The 18,812-nt window shown below is 54.4% G+C and carries 19 protein-coding genes; 7 read left to right on the top strand and 12 right to left on the bottom strand.

What is annotated here, in order from left to right:
- Window positions 1-245: 245 nt before the first annotated feature.
- The 3 genes from EH198_RS06005 to EH198_RS06015 form a co-directional block, all read right to left on the bottom strand.
- The gene (locus EH198_RS06005; RefSeq protein ID WP_124694646.1) at window positions 246-1,580 is read right to left on the bottom strand and encodes a DRTGG domain-containing protein; all 1,335 of its coding nucleotides are present in this window, start codon (window positions 1,578-1,580) and stop codon (window positions 246-248) included.
- A 163-nt stretch (window positions 1,581-1,743) separates the two neighbouring features.
- Window positions 1,744-2,025, bottom strand: a complete 282-nt coding sequence (locus EH198_RS06010; RefSeq protein ID WP_124694647.1) for a hypothetical protein — start codon at window positions 2,023-2,025, stop codon at window positions 1,744-1,746.
- Between the two features lie 290 nt (window positions 2,026-2,315).
- The gene (locus EH198_RS06015; protein WP_124694648.1) at window positions 2,316-2,660 is read right to left on the bottom strand and encodes a YlbF/YmcA family competence regulator; all 345 of its coding nucleotides are present in this window, start codon (window positions 2,658-2,660) and stop codon (window positions 2,316-2,318) included.
- Window positions 2,661-2,892: 232 nt separating this feature from the next.
- Here EH198_RS06015 and EH198_RS06020 point away from each other — a divergent pair, with 232 nt between their 5' ends.
- Genes EH198_RS06020 through EH198_RS06045 form a run of 6 tightly spaced genes read left to right on the top strand, consistent with a single transcriptional unit; the run spans window position 2,893 to window position 9,611 of the window.
- Window positions 2,893-4,257, top strand: a complete 1,365-nt coding sequence (locus EH198_RS06020) for a YheC/YheD family endospore coat-associated protein (RefSeq protein WP_124694649.1) — start codon at window positions 2,893-2,895, stop codon at window positions 4,255-4,257.
- A 10-nt stretch (window positions 4,258-4,267) separates the two neighbouring features.
- Window positions 4,268-5,440, top strand: coding sequence for a YheC/YheD family endospore coat-associated protein (locus EH198_RS06025; protein WP_124694650.1), 1,173 nt, complete (start codon window positions 4,268-4,270; stop codon window positions 5,438-5,440).
- Entirely contained in the window at window positions 5,441-6,814 is a 1,374-nt protein-coding gene (locus EH198_RS06030; protein ID WP_124694651.1) for a YheC/YheD family endospore coat-associated protein, read from the top strand. It begins immediately after the preceding gene.
- The gene (locus tag EH198_RS06035) at window positions 6,811-7,932 is read left to right on the top strand and encodes a YheC/YheD family endospore coat-associated protein (protein WP_124694652.1); all 1,122 of its coding nucleotides are present in this window, start codon (window positions 6,811-6,813) and stop codon (window positions 7,930-7,932) included. The genes EH198_RS06030 and EH198_RS06035 overlap by 4 nt, the downstream gene beginning before the upstream one ends.
- A gap of 9 nt (window positions 7,933-7,941) precedes the next feature.
- Window positions 7,942-8,484: a GNAT family protein gene (locus EH198_RS06040; RefSeq protein WP_124694653.1), complete on the top strand. Its 543-nt coding sequence runs from the start codon at window positions 7,942-7,944 to the stop codon at window positions 8,482-8,484.
- Window positions 8,481-9,611 (top strand): YheC/YheD family endospore coat-associated protein, encoded by a 1,131-nt coding sequence (locus EH198_RS06045; RefSeq protein ID WP_124694654.1) that lies wholly within the window; start codon window positions 8,481-8,483, stop codon window positions 9,609-9,611. The genes EH198_RS06040 and EH198_RS06045 overlap by 4 nt, the downstream gene beginning before the upstream one ends.
- Window positions 9,612-9,728: 117 nt before the next feature.
- On the opposite strand, the gene EH198_RS06050 is transcribed toward EH198_RS06045, so the two are convergent.
- From EH198_RS06050 to EH198_RS06060, 3 genes are all read right to left on the bottom strand, one after another.
- Window positions 9,729-10,445 (bottom strand): HAD family hydrolase, encoded by a 717-nt coding sequence (locus EH198_RS06050; RefSeq protein WP_124694655.1) that lies wholly within the window; start codon window positions 10,443-10,445, stop codon window positions 9,729-9,731.
- 319 nt (window positions 10,446-10,764) lie between these two features.
- Window positions 10,765-11,019 carry an AbrB/MazE/SpoVT family DNA-binding domain-containing protein gene (locus tag EH198_RS06055; protein ID WP_124694656.1) on the bottom strand — a complete coding sequence of 85 codons (255 nt, stop codon included), beginning with the start codon at window positions 11,017-11,019 and terminating at the stop codon, window positions 10,765-10,767.
- Window positions 11,020-11,374: 355 nt separating this feature from the next.
- Window positions 11,375-12,409, bottom strand: a complete 1,035-nt coding sequence (locus EH198_RS06060) for a CapA family protein (protein WP_124694872.1) — start codon at window positions 12,407-12,409, stop codon at window positions 11,375-11,377.
- A gap of 234 nt (window positions 12,410-12,643) precedes the next feature.
- Here EH198_RS06060 and EH198_RS06065 point away from each other — a divergent pair, with 234 nt between their 5' ends.
- Window positions 12,644-13,447: a polysaccharide deacetylase family protein gene (locus EH198_RS06065; protein ID WP_124694657.1), complete on the top strand. Its 804-nt coding sequence runs from the start codon at window positions 12,644-12,646 to the stop codon at window positions 13,445-13,447.
- Window positions 13,448-13,531: 84 nt separating this feature from the next.
- On the opposite strand, the gene EH198_RS06070 is transcribed toward EH198_RS06065, so the two are convergent.
- The 6 genes from EH198_RS06070 to EH198_RS06095 form a co-directional block, all read right to left on the bottom strand.
- Window positions 13,532-14,101: a manganese catalase family protein gene (locus tag EH198_RS06070; protein WP_124694658.1), complete on the bottom strand. Its 570-nt coding sequence runs from the start codon at window positions 14,099-14,101 to the stop codon at window positions 13,532-13,534.
- A 33-nt stretch (window positions 14,102-14,134) separates the two neighbouring features.
- Window positions 14,135-14,401 carry a spore coat protein CotJB gene (locus tag EH198_RS06075; RefSeq protein WP_124694659.1) on the bottom strand — a complete coding sequence of 89 codons (267 nt, stop codon included), beginning with the start codon at window positions 14,399-14,401 and terminating at the stop codon, window positions 14,135-14,137.
- Between the two features lie 3 nt (window positions 14,402-14,404).
- Entirely contained in the window at window positions 14,405-14,635 is a 231-nt protein-coding gene (locus EH198_RS06080; RefSeq protein ID WP_124694660.1) for a spore coat associated protein CotJA, read from the bottom strand.
- Window positions 14,636-14,829: 194 nt separating this feature from the next.
- On the bottom strand, window positions 14,830-16,188 hold the full coding sequence (locus EH198_RS06085; RefSeq protein ID WP_124694661.1) for a hemolysin family protein: 1,359 nt from the start codon (window positions 16,186-16,188) through the stop codon (window positions 14,830-14,832).
- An 18-nt stretch (window positions 16,189-16,206) separates the two neighbouring features.
- A complete protein-coding gene (yfkAB, locus tag EH198_RS06090; protein WP_124694662.1) occupies window positions 16,207-17,343 on the bottom strand; it encodes a radical SAM/CxCxxxxC motif protein YfkAB in 1,137 nt (378 codons plus the stop codon).
- 284 nt (window positions 17,344-17,627) lie between these two features.
- On the bottom strand, window positions 17,628-18,704 hold the full coding sequence (locus EH198_RS06095) for an HD-GYP domain-containing protein (protein ID WP_124694663.1): 1,077 nt from the start codon (window positions 18,702-18,704) through the stop codon (window positions 17,628-17,630).
- Between the last annotated feature and the right edge of the window lie 108 nt (window positions 18,705-18,812).

Here is an 18,812-nt window from a genome sequence, read left to right on the forward strand (position 1 = left end):
CTGAAAACCGCTCTTACTTTGTTCCAATTCTAAATAATCGGTTTTCCGTTTGCAATAAAGATACAAGAAATGTCAACTTTCGGCCCAAGGGCATCCTCCAAGGAGATACCGTCTACCTAATCCTTTAGAGGGTTGAAGAAATAAAAAGGACTCCGCCATAAAAGACGAAGTCCTTTAAAATGACGAAGCCCGATTCACCTTTCCGGCCCAGCGGAGTCCCGGCAGAGCAATCTCTAAGTTAAGCCTTATCTGTGATCGATCGATTGCAGCATCAATACGGATTTGGCTACCAGGGTTCCCTGATGGCTGATCTCGATTTCGAGCTTGCAGGTCCGTCGGCTGCTTTCCAGCAGCCTTGGCGTGACGATAACGGAGTCCTCGATCTGGACCGGCCGTACAAAATAGGTCGACATATTGTCCAGCACATGATCGTTTCCCGTTATATCCTTGGCCGCTTTGAATGCGGCATGCATCATAAGCGTCGAAATAACCCCTTCGGAGATGGTTCCCAGATCCGTCGCCATCTGCGGGGTAATAAAGCCGTGAAAAAACAGCCTGCCCTCCTCGTCACGCTCCTCGGCAAACCCGTTCCAGATAAGATGGTCGAAGGTCTCCCCAAGCTGCGGCTGATTGCGCACGTCCCTTAGGCTCTGCAGAACCTCCTTGCGGGTAAGCGATCCTACCAGCTTGCGGTTGCGGTCGATAATGGGCAGGAAGTCTATGCCTTCCCACATCATGATCTGGGCCGCCGAGGCAAGCGACGTCTGCAGACCGACCGTGACCGGACCGCGGATCATCATCTTCTCGATCGTTTGGTCCTCCGGCAGATCCTCTACGTCGCGGCGGCCGACGATGCCGATGACGCGGTTCCATTCATCGGTAACGGGAAACCGCTGTTCCCCGCTCTCCTTGGACAGACTGAGCAGCTCACCGATCGTGTTGGATATTTTCAGCGTGTTGATCCGCGGCTTCCGGTCGACAATATCCTCGACAAGCATAATCTTTTTCTTGATTAACCGGTCAAAAATCGCACGGTTGATCATGTAGGCTACGGTGAAGGTATCATGGCGCGATGAGATGACCGGAAGATCAAGCTTGTCCGCCAGCTCCTTGACCTCGCGGCTGGTCCCGAAGCCGCCGGTCACAAGCACCCCCGCGCCCTGCTCCAGCGCCAGCGAATGCACGTCGTCGCGGTTGCCGACGATCAGCAGGCTGTCCGCATCGATATAGCGAATCATGGCGTCGATCTTCATGGCGCCGATTACATATTTATGCAAAGGCTTGTCCAGTCCGTTCGCCCCTCCAAGGACATGTCCCTCGACAATGTCAACCACATCACCGAACGTAAGCTGCTCTGAGATGCCCCTGGGCTTCTTTTCCACCCGGACGGTTCCAATACGCTCCTTGGTAATGACAATCCCCAAGTTCTCCGCTTCCTTGACCGCCCGGTAAGCCGTTCCATCGCTGACAGCCATTTCCTTCGCCAGCTTCCGGACCGATATTTTAGCGCCCACCTTTAAGTTTTCAATATGCTGCAGCAGCTGTTCGTGCTTTGTGACTGCATCGCCTTGATTGTCCAACTGTTACACCTCCGAACCCAAAACTGTACTACACTGTACTGTATTGTAGTCGCAATCGGGTACGATCGTCAAATGAATACTTTGTCTTTGATGGCGTAGGCACCCCGAATCAACAAAAACGGCCTGCCCGGATCAATACCGGACAGACCGTATGCCAAAAGGGCTATAATCTTTGGGTAGCCCGTCCTTCTTCGTTCCATTTTCCCTGCCACATTTCCAGCTTCGCCTTTCGCACCGCATCCAGCCGTTTCTTCTTCTCCTCGTCCACCCCAATAATAAAATGCAGATGAGCGGCAATCACGAGCAGCGCAAAGGCTACCCACACTGCTCCGAACACGAACACCGGAGTCGGCCCTTCCGGCGACAATTTGGGCAGCGCATACAGGAGCATGGCCAGCGCCAGCGCCAGGTATACTACATGCTTGAACTTGTTTCTTTTTCTCATCTCTTCAAACAGCTCCTTCAATAACGAATCTATACTCTACTCTATGAGCAAGCCGTCCAAATTATGAGACAAGTTGTACAAAATGCCGGGAAGAGCGTACATGGGCAGGGTCCGTTGTTTGTTTGCGTGCCGGAGGTCCTATGTGTAAAGTTATGGAAATCGGGGTGATCAAGGAGGAGAACACCGGGTAAAGAACTATCGCAGGAACAAAAGAGGGTGCTTGCCGCCGGGTCTACCGGCTGCAAGCACCCTCTGTGGTATTTATTTTGAGAAAATGAATGCCTGAGTGCCTAAACGTCCGTTCCGTACAGATGCTCCAGGCTACCAGTAATAATCTTGTTCACGTCTTCAATAATGACGCTTAGGCGCCGTTCCGCTTCGAACAGGCGTCGGATGCTGAGGTTCATATTCAGCACTTCGAACAGCTTCTCCATCTTCTCCATCTCTTCCTGTGCCGGCATTTCCCCCGACATCATCCGTTCCTGAAGCTCCTGCTGGCTGCTGCGAAAATTGTCCAGCATCTCCTTGCTGCTCGGATCGGCCTCCACCAGCTTAAGCGCGGCGGAAATATCCGCCACCTCACTGCTTTCCTTGATTGCGCGGGCCAATTCATGCGCCTTGTCGTAGATGTTCATGTTAAGTTCCTCCTAAAAGTTTTGTTAGCATAACCTCATTGAGTAATCGTCGGCAAAACTCGCTTCGGAAGCGTTCGCTTTGTTTTGTGAGCCCAGTGCCTTCCTTGTGAATAAGGGGCCTTTCGGGAGATGGGTCAATCACCAAGGGGCGTATGACTCCATATGATGAATGATATGTAGACCTCAGCTGTCAAACAGCCGGCATCACGCTGCTACCGGAAGGAGATCCACGATGTCAAAGCTAAAGATCCCGGTCCATACGGTGCACTCGGGCATCCTGCAGGAGAACGCCGTCATGCTTGGCGACCGGCTCATCAAAAAACTCAAAATCCCGGCGCACGGACCAATCCTGCTTACCTTCGGTTCTTTCCGTCAGGAGGTCACCGTCATTCCGGTCCCCAAATCCGACAACCTGCGCGTCAGCGAGGGGCTGGCGAGAAGGACCGGATGGAAGGCGCGGAATGTTCTGAACGCCTCCTACGTTCCCGGAAGCCGGACGCTCCGGCTCGGACCGCTGATCGGCGTACTCGTCAGCCGGGAGCATCCCGAGCGTCCCGAAAGGCTGTTCGGTCCGATCACCCTGTTCTGCCGTGAATTGACGAATGCCTGCCATACACAAGGTGCCTTTGTCTATTTCTTTACGCCGAAAGCACTGGAGACCACTGGCTCCACCATTTCGGGCTGGGTGTATGACGAGGGCTGGAAACAATCGAAGCTGCCCATTGCCGATGTCATCAATAACAGGCTCACGACGCGCAAGGCGGAGAATAAACCTAGCGTACAGCATTTTTTGGCGGAAGTAAAATCAAGGTACGGCACTCATTTTTTCAATGAGAAATTCCTTGACAAGACCGAGGTGTTCGAAGCGCTGCGGCGGGACTCCGCCCTCCAGCGTTACTTGCCGGAGTCCCACCCGCTCAGCGGGTTTGCGATTCTCAAGAGAATGTGCGGCCATTATCCGGTTGTGTTTCTGAAGCCTGTCCGGGGCAGTCTCGGCAAAGGCATTCTGCGGATTTCCCGAGAAGAAGGCGGCTACCGGCTGCAGTCCACGACACCGCTGGGCACCCGCAAGCAGAGTTACCCAACCCTCACCAAATTGTTTCAGACGATTGCACCGAAGATGAAGAACACCCGCTACCAGATTCAGCAAGGTCTGCCGCTGATGGAGATCGGACGCAGGCCTGTCGATTTCCGCGCACTTGTGCAAAAGAACGGCAGCGGGAAATGGGGGGTAACCTCCATTGTCGCCCGCACCGCAGGGAACAACCATTTCGTCTCGAATTTGGCGCGGGGCGGCAGTCTCAGCACCGTTCGCGAAGCGATCGGCAAAAGCTCTATTCCACCCGGTGCCAAGGAAAGCGCGAATCTCCAACTGCCCCGGGCGGCGCTTGCCATAGCCAAAGGCGTAGAGGCCAATATTCCAGCCCATTTCGGCGAACTGGGCATCGACCTCGGAATGGATCAATCCGGCCGAACATGGCTATTGGAAGTGAATTCGAAACCGTCCAAGAACGACAACACTCCGCTGAACGACACCAAAATCAGACCGTCCGTCAAGCAGATGATTCAATACTGCCGATACCTGGCCGGTTTGTAAGGAGGACGCCATGCCTGTGACCGAAATGGGCTGTCTCGGCATTCTGACCTGCCGGGGCGTCAAAGGTTCCCCGGTGGCCGAACCCGCCTTCTGCAGCGCACTGTGCCGGGCCGCTCCATCCTACGGTCTGCGCGTCATCATCTTCACTCCCGATGGCGTATCGGACGACGGCCGGACGGTGAGCGGATTTGTCCGAACCGGCGAAGAATGGCGAGCAGCGACAGCCGAAGCACCCGATATTGTGTATAACCGGATGTTCTGCAGGAATCCGGAGGAAAGACGGAACGCCTCCCGGGCACTGCATGCGCTGGCGCGCAGCCTGGTATGGTCGAGAGGGCTGCCGGACAAGTGGAAGGTCCATCAAATCCTGCGGCGAAGCCGCAGAGCGTCTTCTCTGCTGCCCGAGACCAAACGGTATGCAGGCCGACGCAGCCTGGAGCGAATGCTCGCGGAACGGGAAGACGGGGTCTTTCTGAAGCCACGGGCAGGCACACACGGAAAGCGTACCCTGCATGCTGCACTCTGGGGAACGTCATCCGGAGGACTGTTTGTAAGGGGCCGGGACGGAGAAAACCGGGAGATCGTCCGCGGCTTTGATGACCGCCGCGACGGACTGGAATGGATCGACCGCTTTATCGGCAAGCAGGGCTTTATCATGCAGCCGTTCCTGCGGCTGACCGGCGGTGGACAGCCGTTCGATGTCCGCGTGCTAATGCAGAAGGACGGCGGCGGCGGCTGGACGCTCGCCGGAATGGCTGCCCGCCTTGGCCCGTGCGGTTCGCTTACCTCGAACCTTCACGGCGGAGGAACCGCGGTGCATCCCGCTTCCTTTTTGCGGAAGCAATACGGCGGGGCCGCGGAAGATATTCTGCGTGAGGTGGAACTCAGCGCCGCCTTTCTTCCGCCGCTGCTTGAGGCAGCCTTCGGGCGTCTCGGCGAGCTCGGGCTCGATTTCGGCATCGATCCCGGAGGCCGGATCTGGCTGCTGGAGGCGAACTCCAAGCCGGGCCGCTCGGCATTCACGCTGACGGGCGACAGAGACGCCGCGCGGCGCTCGGCGGAAAACCCTCTCTCTTACGCCCGATACTTGCTGCTGACGCGGCGCCGTTCTCCCCGCAGCGCCGAAAGCTTACGCGGATTATCCGGAAGATTGATATCAATGGTGCCTAAGGAGGATTCATAAATGGGTCTCACATTTTGCAATGTCCATTTCACCAAGCAGCCCCAAAGAGTTGTATATATATCGGGGGCGCTGATGAAAAGCTTGAAGCTGTCCGGGAAGAGGAACATCCGGCTGAGGCTCGGCAAAGACGCCATTCCGGCGGTGATTAAGCCGATCAAGCGCGCCGGAAAGCATCTTTTTCTGGCTTCGGGCGTCCAAAACGCCATCAAGGTGCCTAAAACGGGCAACGTCTACTTGCGCAACCTGCAGAACGACGAGGTTCAGCTAGGCCCGCTTGTGGGCGTCCTGTCCGACGGTCCGGCTTCTTCGGCCCAGCCGTTCGGTTCCCGGACGGGATTTATCAAGCAATTGCTTCGCGAAGGCGGCAACATGTGCTATATCTTCGCGTTCATGCCCCGGGACATTAACTGGCAGCAGGAACGCGTAAACGGCTACTTTCTGACGGAAAACGGCAAGTTCGAGCGCAAGATGGTGCCTCTGCCCGACGTCATCTATAACCGGCTGCCCAGCAGGCGGGCGGAAACCTCGCCGGCGATCAACCAGCTGCGGGAACGGTTCATCCGTAAGAAAATCCCATTTTTCAACTGGAGCTTTTTTAACAAATCGGATATTTACCGTCTGCTTGAAAACGACAGCTTCGCCAACCAGCATGTGCCCGAAACGCACAGCAGCCCGGACCCCGATCTCATTAAAGATATGCTGGAACGCCATCATTTCGTCTATTACAAGCCATCCGCCGGAAGCCTCGGCCACGGCATTTACCGGCTGACCTATCTGCCCAAACGCGGATATTTCGCCCGTTACCGCCGGGGCGGCAAGAACGTGCTGCTGCGCTTCGGGACCTTTGAGAGCCTGATGCGGCTGCTGCAGTCCCGCCACGGACGCTCCCTGCAGAGCTATGTCGTTCAGCAGGGTATCCGGCTGATCGAAATCGACGGCTGCCCGATCGACTTCCGGTTCCATATGCACAAGAACGGCAGCAACCAGTGGGTCGTGGTCGGCATCGGAGCGAAAAAGGCCGGTCGCGGCAGCGTAACGACCCATCTTAAAAACGGAGGCTCCCTCCTTACGCCGCAGCAGGCGCTCGGACGCGTATTCGGAGCCAAAGCCGACGAGGTACTGCAGCAGGCGAAGCAAACGGCCATCCGCTTGGCGGAATCGCTGGAAACCCAGCACCGCCATCTGCTCGGAGAGATTGGCTTCGATCTTGGCATCGACCAGGATGAAGAAATCTGGATGTTCGAGGCAAACGCCAAGCCCGGGCGGTCCATTTTCCGCCATCCTTCCCTGCGGGCGGAAGGCAAAGCCTCCATCGAGCATATATTGGAGCACTGCCTGTACCTCAGCAAGTTCCGCAGGAGGGATGATATGTGAACACCCGGTACGAAGACAGACCCGTCATCGCCATTTTGACGACTAGAGATAAGAACAGGCAGTTCCGTGGCAATCATAAAAACTTTCGCGATATCATTCGTACCGGAAAGGAACTCGGCTATCTCGCTTATGTGATTACCGTGCGCGAGTTGAACCTGGAGAGTTCCTATGTTACCGGGTACGTACCGGGTCCGGGCAAGTCTTGGACCTCCGTCCAGCTTCCGCCGCCGCAAGTCGTATACAACCGTATTCCAACCCGCGAGGAAGAAGCCAAACCCGCGGTAGCCCGCAAAATCGCCGAATGTCTGGAGCATCCGGGCATTCGGCTGTACAATCCTTACTTTTTCAATAAATGGAGCCTGTTCGAATGGCTGAAAGGCTCGCATGCCACTTCCCGGCATGTGCCGGCAACACGGCGGCTGAGAAGCTCGCGAACGCTGTCGTCGATGCTGAAAACCCACAGCAGCCTGTATCTCAAGCCCGAGAGCGGCAAGGCGGGAAAAGGTATCATGCGGATCAAATATCACGCCGAAGGAGACCTGCCATACCGGCTGCAAATCCAAAGCGGCAAAAGGAACGTCACGTACAAGGCGGCGTCGATGGAACGTCTCTGGTCCCGCATCGGGAAGGAACGAGGCGACTCTCGATATATCGTTCAGCAGGCGATTGAGCTTGCGACATGCAAAGGAAGACCTTTCGACCTGCGTGTGCTCCTGCAGAAAAACGGCAAGGGCGGATGGGGGGTTACAGGCATCGGCGCAAGACTGGCCGGCTCCCGAAGCATCACGACTCATGTTCCGCGCGGAGGCAGCGTCGAAGAGCCTTCCAGCATGCTGGAAGCCATGTTCGGACCCGAACGGTCGGTATCCATCCTGAAAAGCGTGTCCGCAACCGCCCTGCTGATCGCTCGGCAAATCGAGCGGGCTTCCGGGTATATGCTGGGCGAAATGTCCATGGACCTTGGCATCGATGAAAAGGGCGGTCTCTGGTTCTTTGAGGCCAATTCCCGGCCCATGAAATTCGACGAACCGGACATCCGGAGGCTCTCGCTCGAACGGATCTTTCAATACAGCCAGCACTTGTCCCGCCAAACCGCAATCTCTCCGCAAAGGATGTGATCAGCCAATATGCGGATATCTTCCATTTACGCCGCCGGCCCCGCGCAGTGGAGCCGGCAGCGCGACGCGCTCCTTGCCTTTCTCCGCCGCCATGCCGACAAACAGATTACCCCGGAAGGCTGGATGACACTGGCGGAGCTGACGCCTGAGCGCCTGTCCGCTCCCGGTTCGTCGCTGCTTACGGCAACCATCCGCGATCAGCTCGGCAGCCAGCTCGCAGCCTTAAGCTTTGTGACGGATTACGGCAAAGAAACTTGCGTGATCGCCGTTCACACCCTGTACCGGGACAAAGGCATAGGCGCCTCGCTGATGCGGGCGCAGCTCGAACGTCTCGGAAAGCTCGAATGCCGTGTCGCTTCGGACAATGCGGCCAGCCTGAAGATGTGCTTCAATGCCGGCCTCGCCGCCGTGGGGCTTACCCGGAGCCCCTCCGGCGCGGCCGTCCTGCACCTGCGTTCCTTCCCACCCGCGTTCTCGCGGGCAGAAGCGGGCGGGCAGGCGGCAGAGCTGAGACGGGCAGCCATTTCATTGCAAGAAGGTGAATCCCTGTGACTCAACCCGTCTTAGGCATTCTAACCCTGTATCTGAACAACGCCCGGCAGCTTGAAGAAAAACAGGTGTATCGCAAAATGATCACGGAAGGCAAGCGAATCGGACTGGACGTTTTCGTGTTCACGCCGATGGATGTCGACAGCGGAAAGCAGCGCATTTATGCGATGGTATTTGATCCGGCAACGGGAGAATGGAGCCGAAAATGGCGGACCTTTCCCGATATGATTTACGACCGGTGCCGCATACAGCGCAGTGTGCGCTTCCAGCAGCTGCTTCAATTCCGCTCGCGTTACAATCACCTCACCTTCCTGAACCGGCCGCTGCGCAACAAATGGACGATTCACCAGACGTTTTCGCAAAAAAGCCGCTTCCGGCAGCATATGCCGGATACCCTGCTGTATCACTCATCTGCAGACCTGCACCGGATGCTCAGGGTCAGTCCGGTGGTGTATATCAAGCCAATCAACGGCACCGGCGGAAGAGGAATTCTGCGCATCGAGCGGCTGAAAGAGCCGCGGGGGATGTTCGATATTCAGGGCCGGCGCCAAAACCGCCGGATTATTCAGCCCCGCCGGGTTTCCCTGGCCCGGCTGGAGTCGATCGTGCGCCAGTGGTGCATCAGCGGCCGTTTTCTCGTTCAGCAGGGTATTCCGCTGCGTCTTCCCGGCGGCCGGTTCCATGATTACCGGATGCTTGTTCAGAAGAACAGCCAAGGCAATTGGGCACTGACCGGCATAGCCGGCCGGGTAGGAGCAGCAAAGAGCGTGACCTCCAATCTGCACGGCGGCGGTCATGCGGTTAGAGCGGAAACGCTGTTGAAAGAGTGGCTGGGCAGCAGCGAGAAAGCGGCGAAAGCGATACAATCGGCCGAGAAGCTAGGTCTGGACGCCGCCGCTTTTCTGGAAGACAGCTTCGGCACCTTATGCGAACTGGCGCTCGATCTCGCCATTGACCGGGAAGGAAGGATCTATGTGCTTGAGGTTAATCCCAAACCGGCCCGGGAAGTGTTCTCCAGGGCCGGCGAGAGAGAAACCTACCGCAAAGCGCTAAAGCAGCCGCTGGAATACGCGCTATGGATATACCGGACCAAGCTGGCGCCTTCATCCTCGAAGAAAATCGAGGAGTAACGGGACGCCGCCGGGGTCCGGAAGCAAATAACCCCAACAAGCGAATCGTCTCCACCCGCCTTGCGTGTGGAACAGGATTCGTTTGTTGGGGTCTTTTCGGGCTTCAGCGCCCTTCTTTTACTGCGCACCGTCATACAGCTCCAGAAGCTGGTCAAAGGAACGGATAATCTCATCCGAGCCTTTAAGCTCGTCATTGCGGCCAAATCCGGCATAAGCGCAGCCGATTACGGTTTGTCCATTCTCCTTGCCCGCCTGGACATCGGAAGAACGGTCCCCTACCATCCAGGCGCTGCCGATGCCGTAATTGTCCAGAAGAAGCTTCAGCAGATCAACCTTCGTGGAGGTTCCCTGACCGCCCGCGCTGTACAGCCCTTCGAACACATCTTCCAGCTTATGTACGACAACTATACTGTGGATATATTCCTCCAGGCCGTTGCTGCATACAAACAGCCGGACGCCCTGCTCCTTCAGCTTTCGAAGCGTCTCGGGAACCTTGGGGTACAGCATGGAGCCGCCAGCCTCGAGCCCTTCGATCTCCAGCCTCAGCAGCAGTTCGTCGGCGCGGCGGTGAACCTCCTCGCCGGCTTCTGGCATGACATTCTTCCAAATGTCCGACAGAAGCATGCCGAGGCAGCCGAGTATCCGCTCCTCCGGCGGCGTCGGCCCCGAATACAGACCTTCCTCTCGCAGAATGTCAAACATTTTATGGTAGGCAGGCAGCAAAAGACTTTCCGTCTGAAGCAGTGTGCCGTCCATATCGAACACCATCGCCTCGGGCTTTTGTAGTGTCGGCTTCGTTTCTTGCCGTTCCGTTCCCAGCTCTTCTCTGCTCATTGATGACTCTTCCCTTCCGCGGATTACCCGGAAATGCCTTTCATCTCCCGGCGAGTATCATTTACACGCCCTATAATAATGGAAAACAAAAGACATTGTCCAGGTTTATCCGAAAGCTGGAGGAAGTTCTCGAGCAGCCGCAATCAAGCTTATAAAATATCCCCACAATCAAAAACGGCAGGTTGGCTGTTCCCTTCGGAACTTCCCATCCTGCCGTTTCGCTATTATATTCAGCCTCCCGCTTTCACGGGGTACCGTCTTTAAAAAAGCGCTGACCTGTGCGGTCAGGCTCAATCTTTTCGTTTCCGCTAATTTAAATTTATATCTGATTAAAGCTATCGAGCAGTTCGTCGAGAATGTCCTTGCTGACCATCTTGCCCTTGAAGTTAATCAGATTCTCCGAGCTCCCGGAAAAAATGCAGGTTGGTTCATATTTTCTGAGAATAATCTTCTCTCCGTCGACGAAAATTTCAAGCGGGTCCTTAATATCGATTCCCATTGTGCGGCGAAGCTCGATCGGAATGACGATACGTCCCAGCTCATCCACTTTTCTTACGATTCCTGTTGCCTTCATTCAATGAATCCTCCCTTGAAATAACACTTTATATAATGATTTACATAGAAAAGCGAAAGTTCCATTAACGGATAGAAATGATTACGCTCTAACTTGAATTGTAAAGTGTCACAACTTTCCTGTCAATTCATATTTCTACATCTTCCGATAACAATCGACAAAATAAACACACAAACCTTCCTGAATTCGACAAAAATCAAGTCTATTTACTACTAATTTAAACTAAAATCAGGGCTATTGGCAAGTTTATTCCAAAATAATGCCTCTAATCGAGGCCTATGTTTTTTTCAAGCACCTTTGCAAGAGATTTCGGAAAACTAAAAAGAGCGGCCACACGGCCGCCCTTCTCCTTCTGTCATTTTGCGCCTGCATTTCTCTCGGATACATTTCCCTTCGAATCGACGACAGCATTGAATGACAGTTTGTTCAACAACTGAATGATCTTCTTGTTGTAGTTTACATCCATGAATGCCGGCTGGCCGTGCAAGATTTTGACCGGTGTTATGCTGGCGGACAGCTTATTCCCGGCAATTTGGAAATTCGCCAGCACCGAATCCAGCGTCTTCTCTCCGCCCCGGGTAGAGCGGTTGAATACAAAATTACCGAGAGAATAGTAAATTGGCTTGTGCTTGTAATATTCGATCCCCATCAAGCAGTGACTGTGCGCTCCGATAATCAAATCGGCACCGCTGTCGATCATCTGCCTGGCAAGAGCGCGGGCATACTTCTCCGGATAATCCTTGAATTCCTGATTCCAATGGATATAGACGACCGTGAAATCATTGTCTTTGGCCGACTGTTTAATCTTGCCAAGCAGCGGCTCCGGGGCATAGACCGAGGCCGCTCCCGGTTTGTTCTTTCCCGCATACCACGAAGAATCCGACAGAACGCGGCTTACGCCCAGGATAGCGATTTTCTTGCCATTTACGGTTTTTGTGTAAGGTCTGAACGCTTCCTCCACATTCCTACCCGCTCCGGTACGGCCTATTCCGTACTTGTCGAGATAGGACAATGTGTCCAGCATCCCCGCCTGCCCGTAATCCAGGATATGATTATTCGCAACGGTCACTCCGTCAATTCCGGCATATTGCAAACCGGCCAGCGTGCCGGGCTTCGACCGGAACACAAACGTCTTATTCGCCGCCTCGCCTTTTGTCGAAACGGGCGTCTCCAGATTGGCAAAAGCCACATCCGCTTTCTTCAGTACGGGTGCCACTTTAACGAAGGGATAGTTCACTCCGTATTTGGCAATTTGGTCGCCGACGTAGCCGTCCAGCAGAATGTCGCCCGCGAACACCAGCCTGATATCGGTAGCAGCCGCTGAAACTTTATTGGAAACGGCAGCCGCCGTCCCCGTCCCGGCCGGAATGGACAGAGCAAGCAGAATCATGATGATGACCAATGGGAGTCTTCGCAACTTGAGTTCCCCTCTCTATTAACGCTTTACCTTCCGATTTTCCCAGTATCCCTACTATTCTACTATATCGATCCATTCTATTAAAGCGCAAAAAGAAAGGGCCGGCCGCATCCGGAAAGCTCGTATAATCAGAGCCCCTTAAAGGAAACCTAACTCTATGAGCAATATCAAAGCGTTGATCCATGCACGGGAGGGGAGTACGAGAAATTGTTTGTATACCGACTGTCCATTTGCTTGCTTCTGTCCGCGGCTCTTGCCGGGGGCATTGCGAATGCCGCTTCGGAGGCGGGTCCAAAAAGCAGAAAATATTACGAGGAGCACGGGGAAATCGTCTGGGAAGTACCCACTGCGGAGAAGCTCGTTGCCCTAACGTTCGACGACGGACCCGACCGGCGGCTCACCCCGGAAATTCTTAGACTGCTCAAACAATACAGGGCGAAGGCTACCTTTTTCGTCGTCGGCGATAAGGCGTTGCGGCATCCTGAAATTTTGCGGACCGAGCTTGAAGAAGGTCATGAAATCGGCAATCATACTTTCCATCACCCCTCTTTCCAGGGAGCATCCTCCATCCGGATTCTGGAAGAGATCAGCAGCACTCAAGATGCGGTCTTGCAGGCGACCCGGCACAAGCCTGTCCTGTTCCGTCCTCCCGGCGGCTGGTATAACGAAGCGGTTGTCGATATTATTAAACAGAACCGGATGCAGCTAGTGCTGTGGTCCTGGCATCAGGATACATGGGACTGGGCGAAGCCGGGGGTCGGCCGCATAGTCAACAGAGTACTGAACAATGTGCGCAGCGGTGATATCATCCTAATGCATGATTATGTATATAACAGCACCCAGACGGTCGAAGCGCTCAAAATCATCCTTCCCGAGCTGCAAAAGCGGAATTATTCCGTGGTAACGGTATCCGAGCTTCTGAAGCACCGGTTGGACCGAAGGGCCAAAGGCTCGAACCGGATTCCCGATCCTTTAAAAGAATCGTACGAGGCCGCGCATACGTCAAAATAAATCCCCCGCCATCTTTAGCGGGGGATTTATTTTCGGGCGGATGCCCTCTCCAAAGAGCTGGCTCAGCCGTTTGTTCTTATTTTGTCAGAACACCCTCTTGTACTCCCGGTCTTCCTTGAGTATCTCGACAGCTTCCCTGAAGCGCTGCGAATGCACGATCTCCCGCTCTCTCAGGAATTTGAGGCTGTCCTGCAAATCCACGTCGTCGGTCATATTGATCAGCCACTGATATGTAGCCCGCGCTTTTTCCTCTGCGGCAATGTCCTCGTACAGATCGGCAATCGGGTCCCCTTTTGCCTGAATATAAGCGGCCGTCCACGGCACACCTCCGGCATTCTCGTAATAAAGTGCGGAGTCATGGTTGACATAATGGGCGCCAAGACCCGCCTCCTCCAACTGCTGCACAGTCGCGTCTTTGGTCAGCTTGTAGACCATTGTCGCTATCATTTCCAGATGAGCCAGCTCTTCCGTTGAAATGTCGTTAAGCACCCCGATGACCTTACCCGGGATGGTATATCTTTGATTCATATAGCGAAGGGCGGCGGCAAGCTCTCCATCCGCTCCTCCGTACTGTTCGATCAGATATTTCGCCATCCGGACGTCGCACTTGCACACCCGGACCGGGTATTGCAGCTTTTTTTCGTAAACCCACATGCACTTAACCTCCTTTTTCGCCTCTGCGTCTGTTTAAACCTGCCAAGGCCAGGGACTTTCACTCCACTCCCAGGGACATTTCGAATACGCGCGCCCGAAATTTTGCAGCGGACCATACAGCTCCTGGAACTGCTTTGCCAGCCGGGTCCGTTCCTGGGTAAGCTGGTTGAACTGCTGGATGCTATTCAGATCGGTCGGGTGAGTGTCCAGGTAAAGATTCAGCTCAACCAGCGCAAAATCAAGCGTCTGCAGCTGCTCCAGCAGTTCATAATAGCGGGGATCGCAGGGGGTTGCTTCCATTTGCTAATTCCCTCCTCTGATATGAGGTGTATACGTGCTGTACAGCGCGGGCCAGAGCGTGCCGATCCTCAAGGCTTCCGTAAGGTTGAACTGCGGCAGATTCGGGGGTTGGAAGCCCAAAAACAAATGAGGGGGCACGACATATGTCTTGCAGGGAACCGGCGGACAGGGATCGAACGGCCCTACGTAAACCGAATATACGCGTTCTTGGGAGTTTGGTGCTTGTGAAGTCAACGGCTATTCCTCCTTCGCTTTCCCCGGCTTTGCGTAAATCTTGCTCTCCCGAGGATTATCTTCGTAATTAATTTATGTAGTCCACCCGGTATGTAGACGATGTTCAGAAAAAAATAAAAACTCGCCCCGTTAGAGCGCCGTAAGGCGCGGGGCGAGTCTTTTGAGATTATAAATGTGCGGCGCTGTCATTATCATTAATCGTTTCGATCCCGGACTTCCTCTTCTTCTTCTTTGGAAGCGTCCGGCTCCCGGTGGATGTTGATCCGGGTAATGCGGAGCCGAGTGGATTCCTCGACCTCAAATATCACATGATCGACGACTCTGCGTTTGCCCTTGGCGGGATTGCCCTCAAGTTCCTTGAACAGCCAGCCGCCAATGGAGTCGACTTCGTCGTCCTCGATCTCAATGCCCGTCAAATCATTGATATCCTCGATCAGCATCCGGCCGGAGACCGAGATGTAGCCGCCTTCCTTGTGCTCTACGTCCGGCCGCTCATCCTCGAATTCGTCATGCAGGTCGCCGACAATTTCTTCGAGTATTTCTTCCGCCGTAAGCAGGCCGGCCGTGCCGCCGTATTCGTCCACAACCAGCGTCAGCTGAGAATGATGCTTCTGCATCAGCCGCAGCGCGTGGCTGATTTCGATCGATTCCGGCACATTCAGAATCGGACGGACAAGGCTGGCCAAATTGCTCTGCTGCTCCCGAGGAGCGAGCAAAAAATCGGTAATATGGACGAAGCCGATAATCCGGTCCTTGTCTTCCAGCGCCACGGGATAACGGGAATGCTTGGTCTCCGTCACAATCCGCAAATTCTCCTCCACGGAAAGATTCGTATACAGGCAATCCATATCCGTCCGGGGAAGCATCACCTCGCGGGCCAAAAGGTCGGAGAACTCGAAGATATTGTCCATCAGCTTCATCTCATCTTTGTCGATGACACCGCTCTTCGCGCTCTGATTCATCAGAATGCGGATTTCCTCCTCGGAGTGGGCAGCCTCCGCCTCGCTCGCCGGCTCCACGCCGATGAGACGCAGCAGCCCGTTCGCCGACGCGTTCAGAACCCAGATGAACGGCAAGAACACCTTGTAAAAGAACATCAATGGAGCCGACAGCAGAAGCGCTGTGCCATCCGTCTTCTGGATCGCCAGGGATTTGGGCGCAAGCTCACCAAGCACAATATGTAGGAAGGTGATGATGCAGAAGCCGATAACGACCGATACGGTGGAAATCAGGGCATGGTCGGTAACTCCCAGCTTGAACATCAACGGCTCCACGAGCAGCTCCGAAATCGCCGGTTCCCCCACCCAGCCGAGACCGAGCGAAGCCAGCGTTATGCCGAACTGGGTGGCGGACAGATAAGAGTCCAGCCGATGGTTGACCTTGAGCGCATAACCGGCCAGTTTATTGCCTTCGCTTTGAAGCTGGGTGAGCCGGGACTGGCGGACCTTCACAAGTGAGAATTCCGCGGCCACAAAGACACCGTTTAAAAAGACGAGCAACAGAACAAGCAGAAGGTTAAGCACTAAACTTCCGATCTCAAATTCCGTATGCACGATAACAACGCCCCATTTCTACAGAGTGATCGCTTTTCTCGATTTAAAGTCAATATCCGGGTAGTACATATCTTTTACCAAGAGATTGGGGCCGCAGCAGCCGGCGTCGGCGCAGTGGCAATTTACCTTTTGATTGAGCGGGTGCTCGCACAGCCATTCCGCAAAAATATCGTCCAGCTTCCGCTCGGCGATATTTCCAAAGGCGGGGATATCGGCAAAGTCGGTAACGAATACATCGCCGGTGAACAGATTGACATTGACACGGTTTCGGCCATCGGGGTCGTTACGCACCGTAACGTTCTTCTCGGACTTCAGACGGCGCAGCAGCTCGCGGTCCTCCTCCAGAAAGCTGCAGGCAAAAAAGGGCAGCGTTCCGAACAGCATCCAAATGTCGGGATTCCGCTGGTCCAGAAGGGCCTGAATGGCGGCAGCCGTCTCCTTCAGCGACAGGACCGGAAGCGAAGACGCGAAATTGGAAGCGTACATCGGATGAACTTCGTGTCTGCGGCAGCCCATGTCCCCGATCAACCGGTGAATTTCCGGCAGCTTGCCGTGTGTCCGGTAGTTGATCATCGATTCCGCGGAAATGAACATGCCCTCCCGGCTAAGCCGCTGCGCATTCTCCAGCATCGTGTCATACAGCCGGTAAGCCGCCTCTTTCGCCACGGCATGGCCGCTGCCCGCAAAACCAACCTCATGAAAATCGTCCCCGTTCACATAGTTGAACGAGATATGCATAACGTCAAGATAAGGGAGCAGCTTCTCATACCGGGAATAGGGCATCGTCAGATTCGAATTAATCTGAGAGCGCAATCCGCGCTCCCTCGCATATTTAAGCAAGGGAACAATCATGTTGTCCACGGTATCCGCGCGGAACATCGGTTCTCCCCCGGTAATGCTGATCGTCTCCAGATGCTCCGCTTCCTCCAGCCGGTTCAGCATATTCTCAAGCGGCAGCAATTCTCCTTCCCGTATCGTCAGACTGTCGCCGACCGCACAGTGCTCGCAGCGCATATTGCACAGATTGGTGACTGTCATTTCCACACTGGTAAGCATATGCTTTCCGTATCGGCTCAGAGAGGTGATAGGGTCCCACGGATCGTAGCTTGGCGACAGCTCCTTTGGTATTGAGGTTGGTGATTGAATCCTGTTCATGTGGCAATAACTCCTTCAATAGCAAATGCTTATTCTCTTTATTAACCAAAAAAACCGCGAAAAACTTCCGCCTTACCCTTTATCATACCATGAACTTTTAAAAAAACGCATTGTTCCGCAAACGTTAAAGCCGCTTCTGCGGCGGCAGGAGGGCAAAAAGCAAGATGCAACGAAAAAAAGGGCGAAGACATCCTCCGGCTGGAGGCGCCTTTCGTCCCCGTTCCCGCTGCATGGGGGCCGGTTCCATATGGAACCCTTAAAGATTCTTTTGCAGATACTCGCCGCTAAACCGTCATATCGGAGATCACCACCGACAGGATTTTGCGCAGATCGATTTCATAGGGAGCCACCTTCTCGCCTTCCGGACCCTCAATTATCCGAACTACGGGCCTGTGGGGCATGCTTGGATCGATTTTGACGATAACACCGGTCTCTCCCGTGCTCAGCTTGACGTTCAAGCCGATCGGGTAAATCGCCACACGATCCCGGAAGATCTCCAACTGCTGCTGCTCGTAGAGCGTACCGGAACCGACGTACAGCGCCTCCACGGCCTGGTGCGGCAGCATAGCCTTTTTATACACACGGTTAGAGGTCATAGCGTCATAGGAATCCGCCACGCCGATCCATTTCGCATATTCGTGAATCTGCGGACCGAGAATGCCACGGGGGTAACCGGACCCGTCGATCCGTTCGTGATGCTGGTAGGCGCAATGGGCGGCCAGGAGAGGAATGTTCGGCTCCTCTTTCAGAATCTTATAACCGATCTCGGTATGGGCGCGCATGTGCCGGAATTCCTCATCGCTTAGCATGCCCGGCTTTTGGACGATTTTGGCGGGAATTTGCGTCTTGCCGATATCGTGGAGCAGCGAGCCAAGCCCGAGTACTCTCAAGTCAGCGCTGCTGTAGCCATGAGCGATTCCGAGCACCAAAGTATAAAGACATACATTCAGTGAATGGACATACAGGTAATTGTCGGTCGTATGCATATCATGAAGCATAATCATCGGATCTTCCTGCGAAGACATGTCGTCGAGTATGGAATCCATGACTTTCGAAAATTTTTTGTCGAGATGATAAAAGCCTTTCTTAATGCCCGATGAGTTCGACATATCCTGGAACTGGGTACGTATCGACTTGAGCGCCTGATTGCGGGTCTCATCATGAAGCATCGTCGGAATTTCCACATCTTCCGTCAGCGCATCGTGTATGTATACATAACCGATATCCATTCTGGCCAAGCGGTTGATCAGCGGACCGGTAAGCTCCACACCATCCGCGAGCAGCACTAATCCTTCATCATTATATATTTTTTTACCCAGCTTCATCCCCTCTTGAAGCCGATTGATAGGTACCAAACGCAACTTGGGCTCACTCCTGCCTTAACGGTAATTGGGTGCCATACAAAATATTCATGATTGCTCGGGTAGCTATACCGTTACATCCAGTAAGCGAGTCGACAAAGGTGAAGC

This window comes from Paenibacillus rhizophilus (assembly GCF_003854965.1).
Classification (GTDB): Bacteria; Bacillota; Bacilli; order Paenibacillales; family Paenibacillaceae; genus Paenibacillus_AQ; species Paenibacillus_AQ rhizophilus.

Bases quoted from the DNA above. Each gene is read 5' to 3' on its own strand.
- EH198_RS06010 (WP_124694647.1), bottom strand. From the start codon at position 2,025: ATGAGAAAAAGAAACAAGTTCAAGCATGTAGTATACCTGGCGCTGGCG.
- EH198_RS06015 (WP_124694648.1), bottom strand. From the start codon at position 2,660: ATGAACATCTACGACAAGGCGCATGAATTGGCCCGCGCAATCAAGGAA.
- EH198_RS06020 (WP_124694649.1), top strand. From the start codon at position 2,893: ATGTCAAAGCTAAAGATCCCGGTCCATACGGTGCACTCGGGCATCCTG.
- EH198_RS06025 (WP_124694650.1), top strand. From the start codon at position 4,268: ATGCCTGTGACCGAAATGGGCTGTCTCGGCATTCTGACCTGCCGGGGC.
- EH198_RS06030 (WP_124694651.1), top strand. From the start codon at position 5,441: ATGGGTCTCACATTTTGCAATGTCCATTTCACCAAGCAGCCCCAAAGA.
- EH198_RS06040 (WP_124694653.1), top strand. From the start codon at position 7,942: ATGCGGATATCTTCCATTTACGCCGCCGGCCCCGCGCAGTGGAGCCGG.
- EH198_RS06050 (WP_124694655.1), bottom strand. From the start codon at position 10,445: ATGAGCAGAGAAGAGCTGGGAACGGAACGGCAAGAAACGAAGCCGACA.
- EH198_RS06055 (WP_124694656.1), bottom strand. From the start codon at position 11,019: ATGAAGGCAACAGGAATCGTAAGAAAAGTGGATGAGCTGGGACGTATC.
- EH198_RS06060 (WP_124694872.1), bottom strand. From the start codon at position 12,409: ATGATTCTGCTTGCTCTGTCCATTCCGGCCGGGACGGGGACGGCGGCT.
- EH198_RS06070 (WP_124694658.1), bottom strand. From the start codon at position 14,101: ATGTGGGTTTACGAAAAAAAGCTGCAATACCCGGTCCGGGTGTGCAAG.
- EH198_RS06075 (WP_124694659.1), bottom strand. From the start codon at position 14,401: ATGGAAGCAACCCCCTGCGATCCCCGCTATTATGAACTGCTGGAGCAG.
- yfkAB (WP_124694662.1), bottom strand. From the start codon at position 17,343: ATGAACAGGATTCAATCACCAACCTCAATACCAAAGGAGCTGTCGCCA.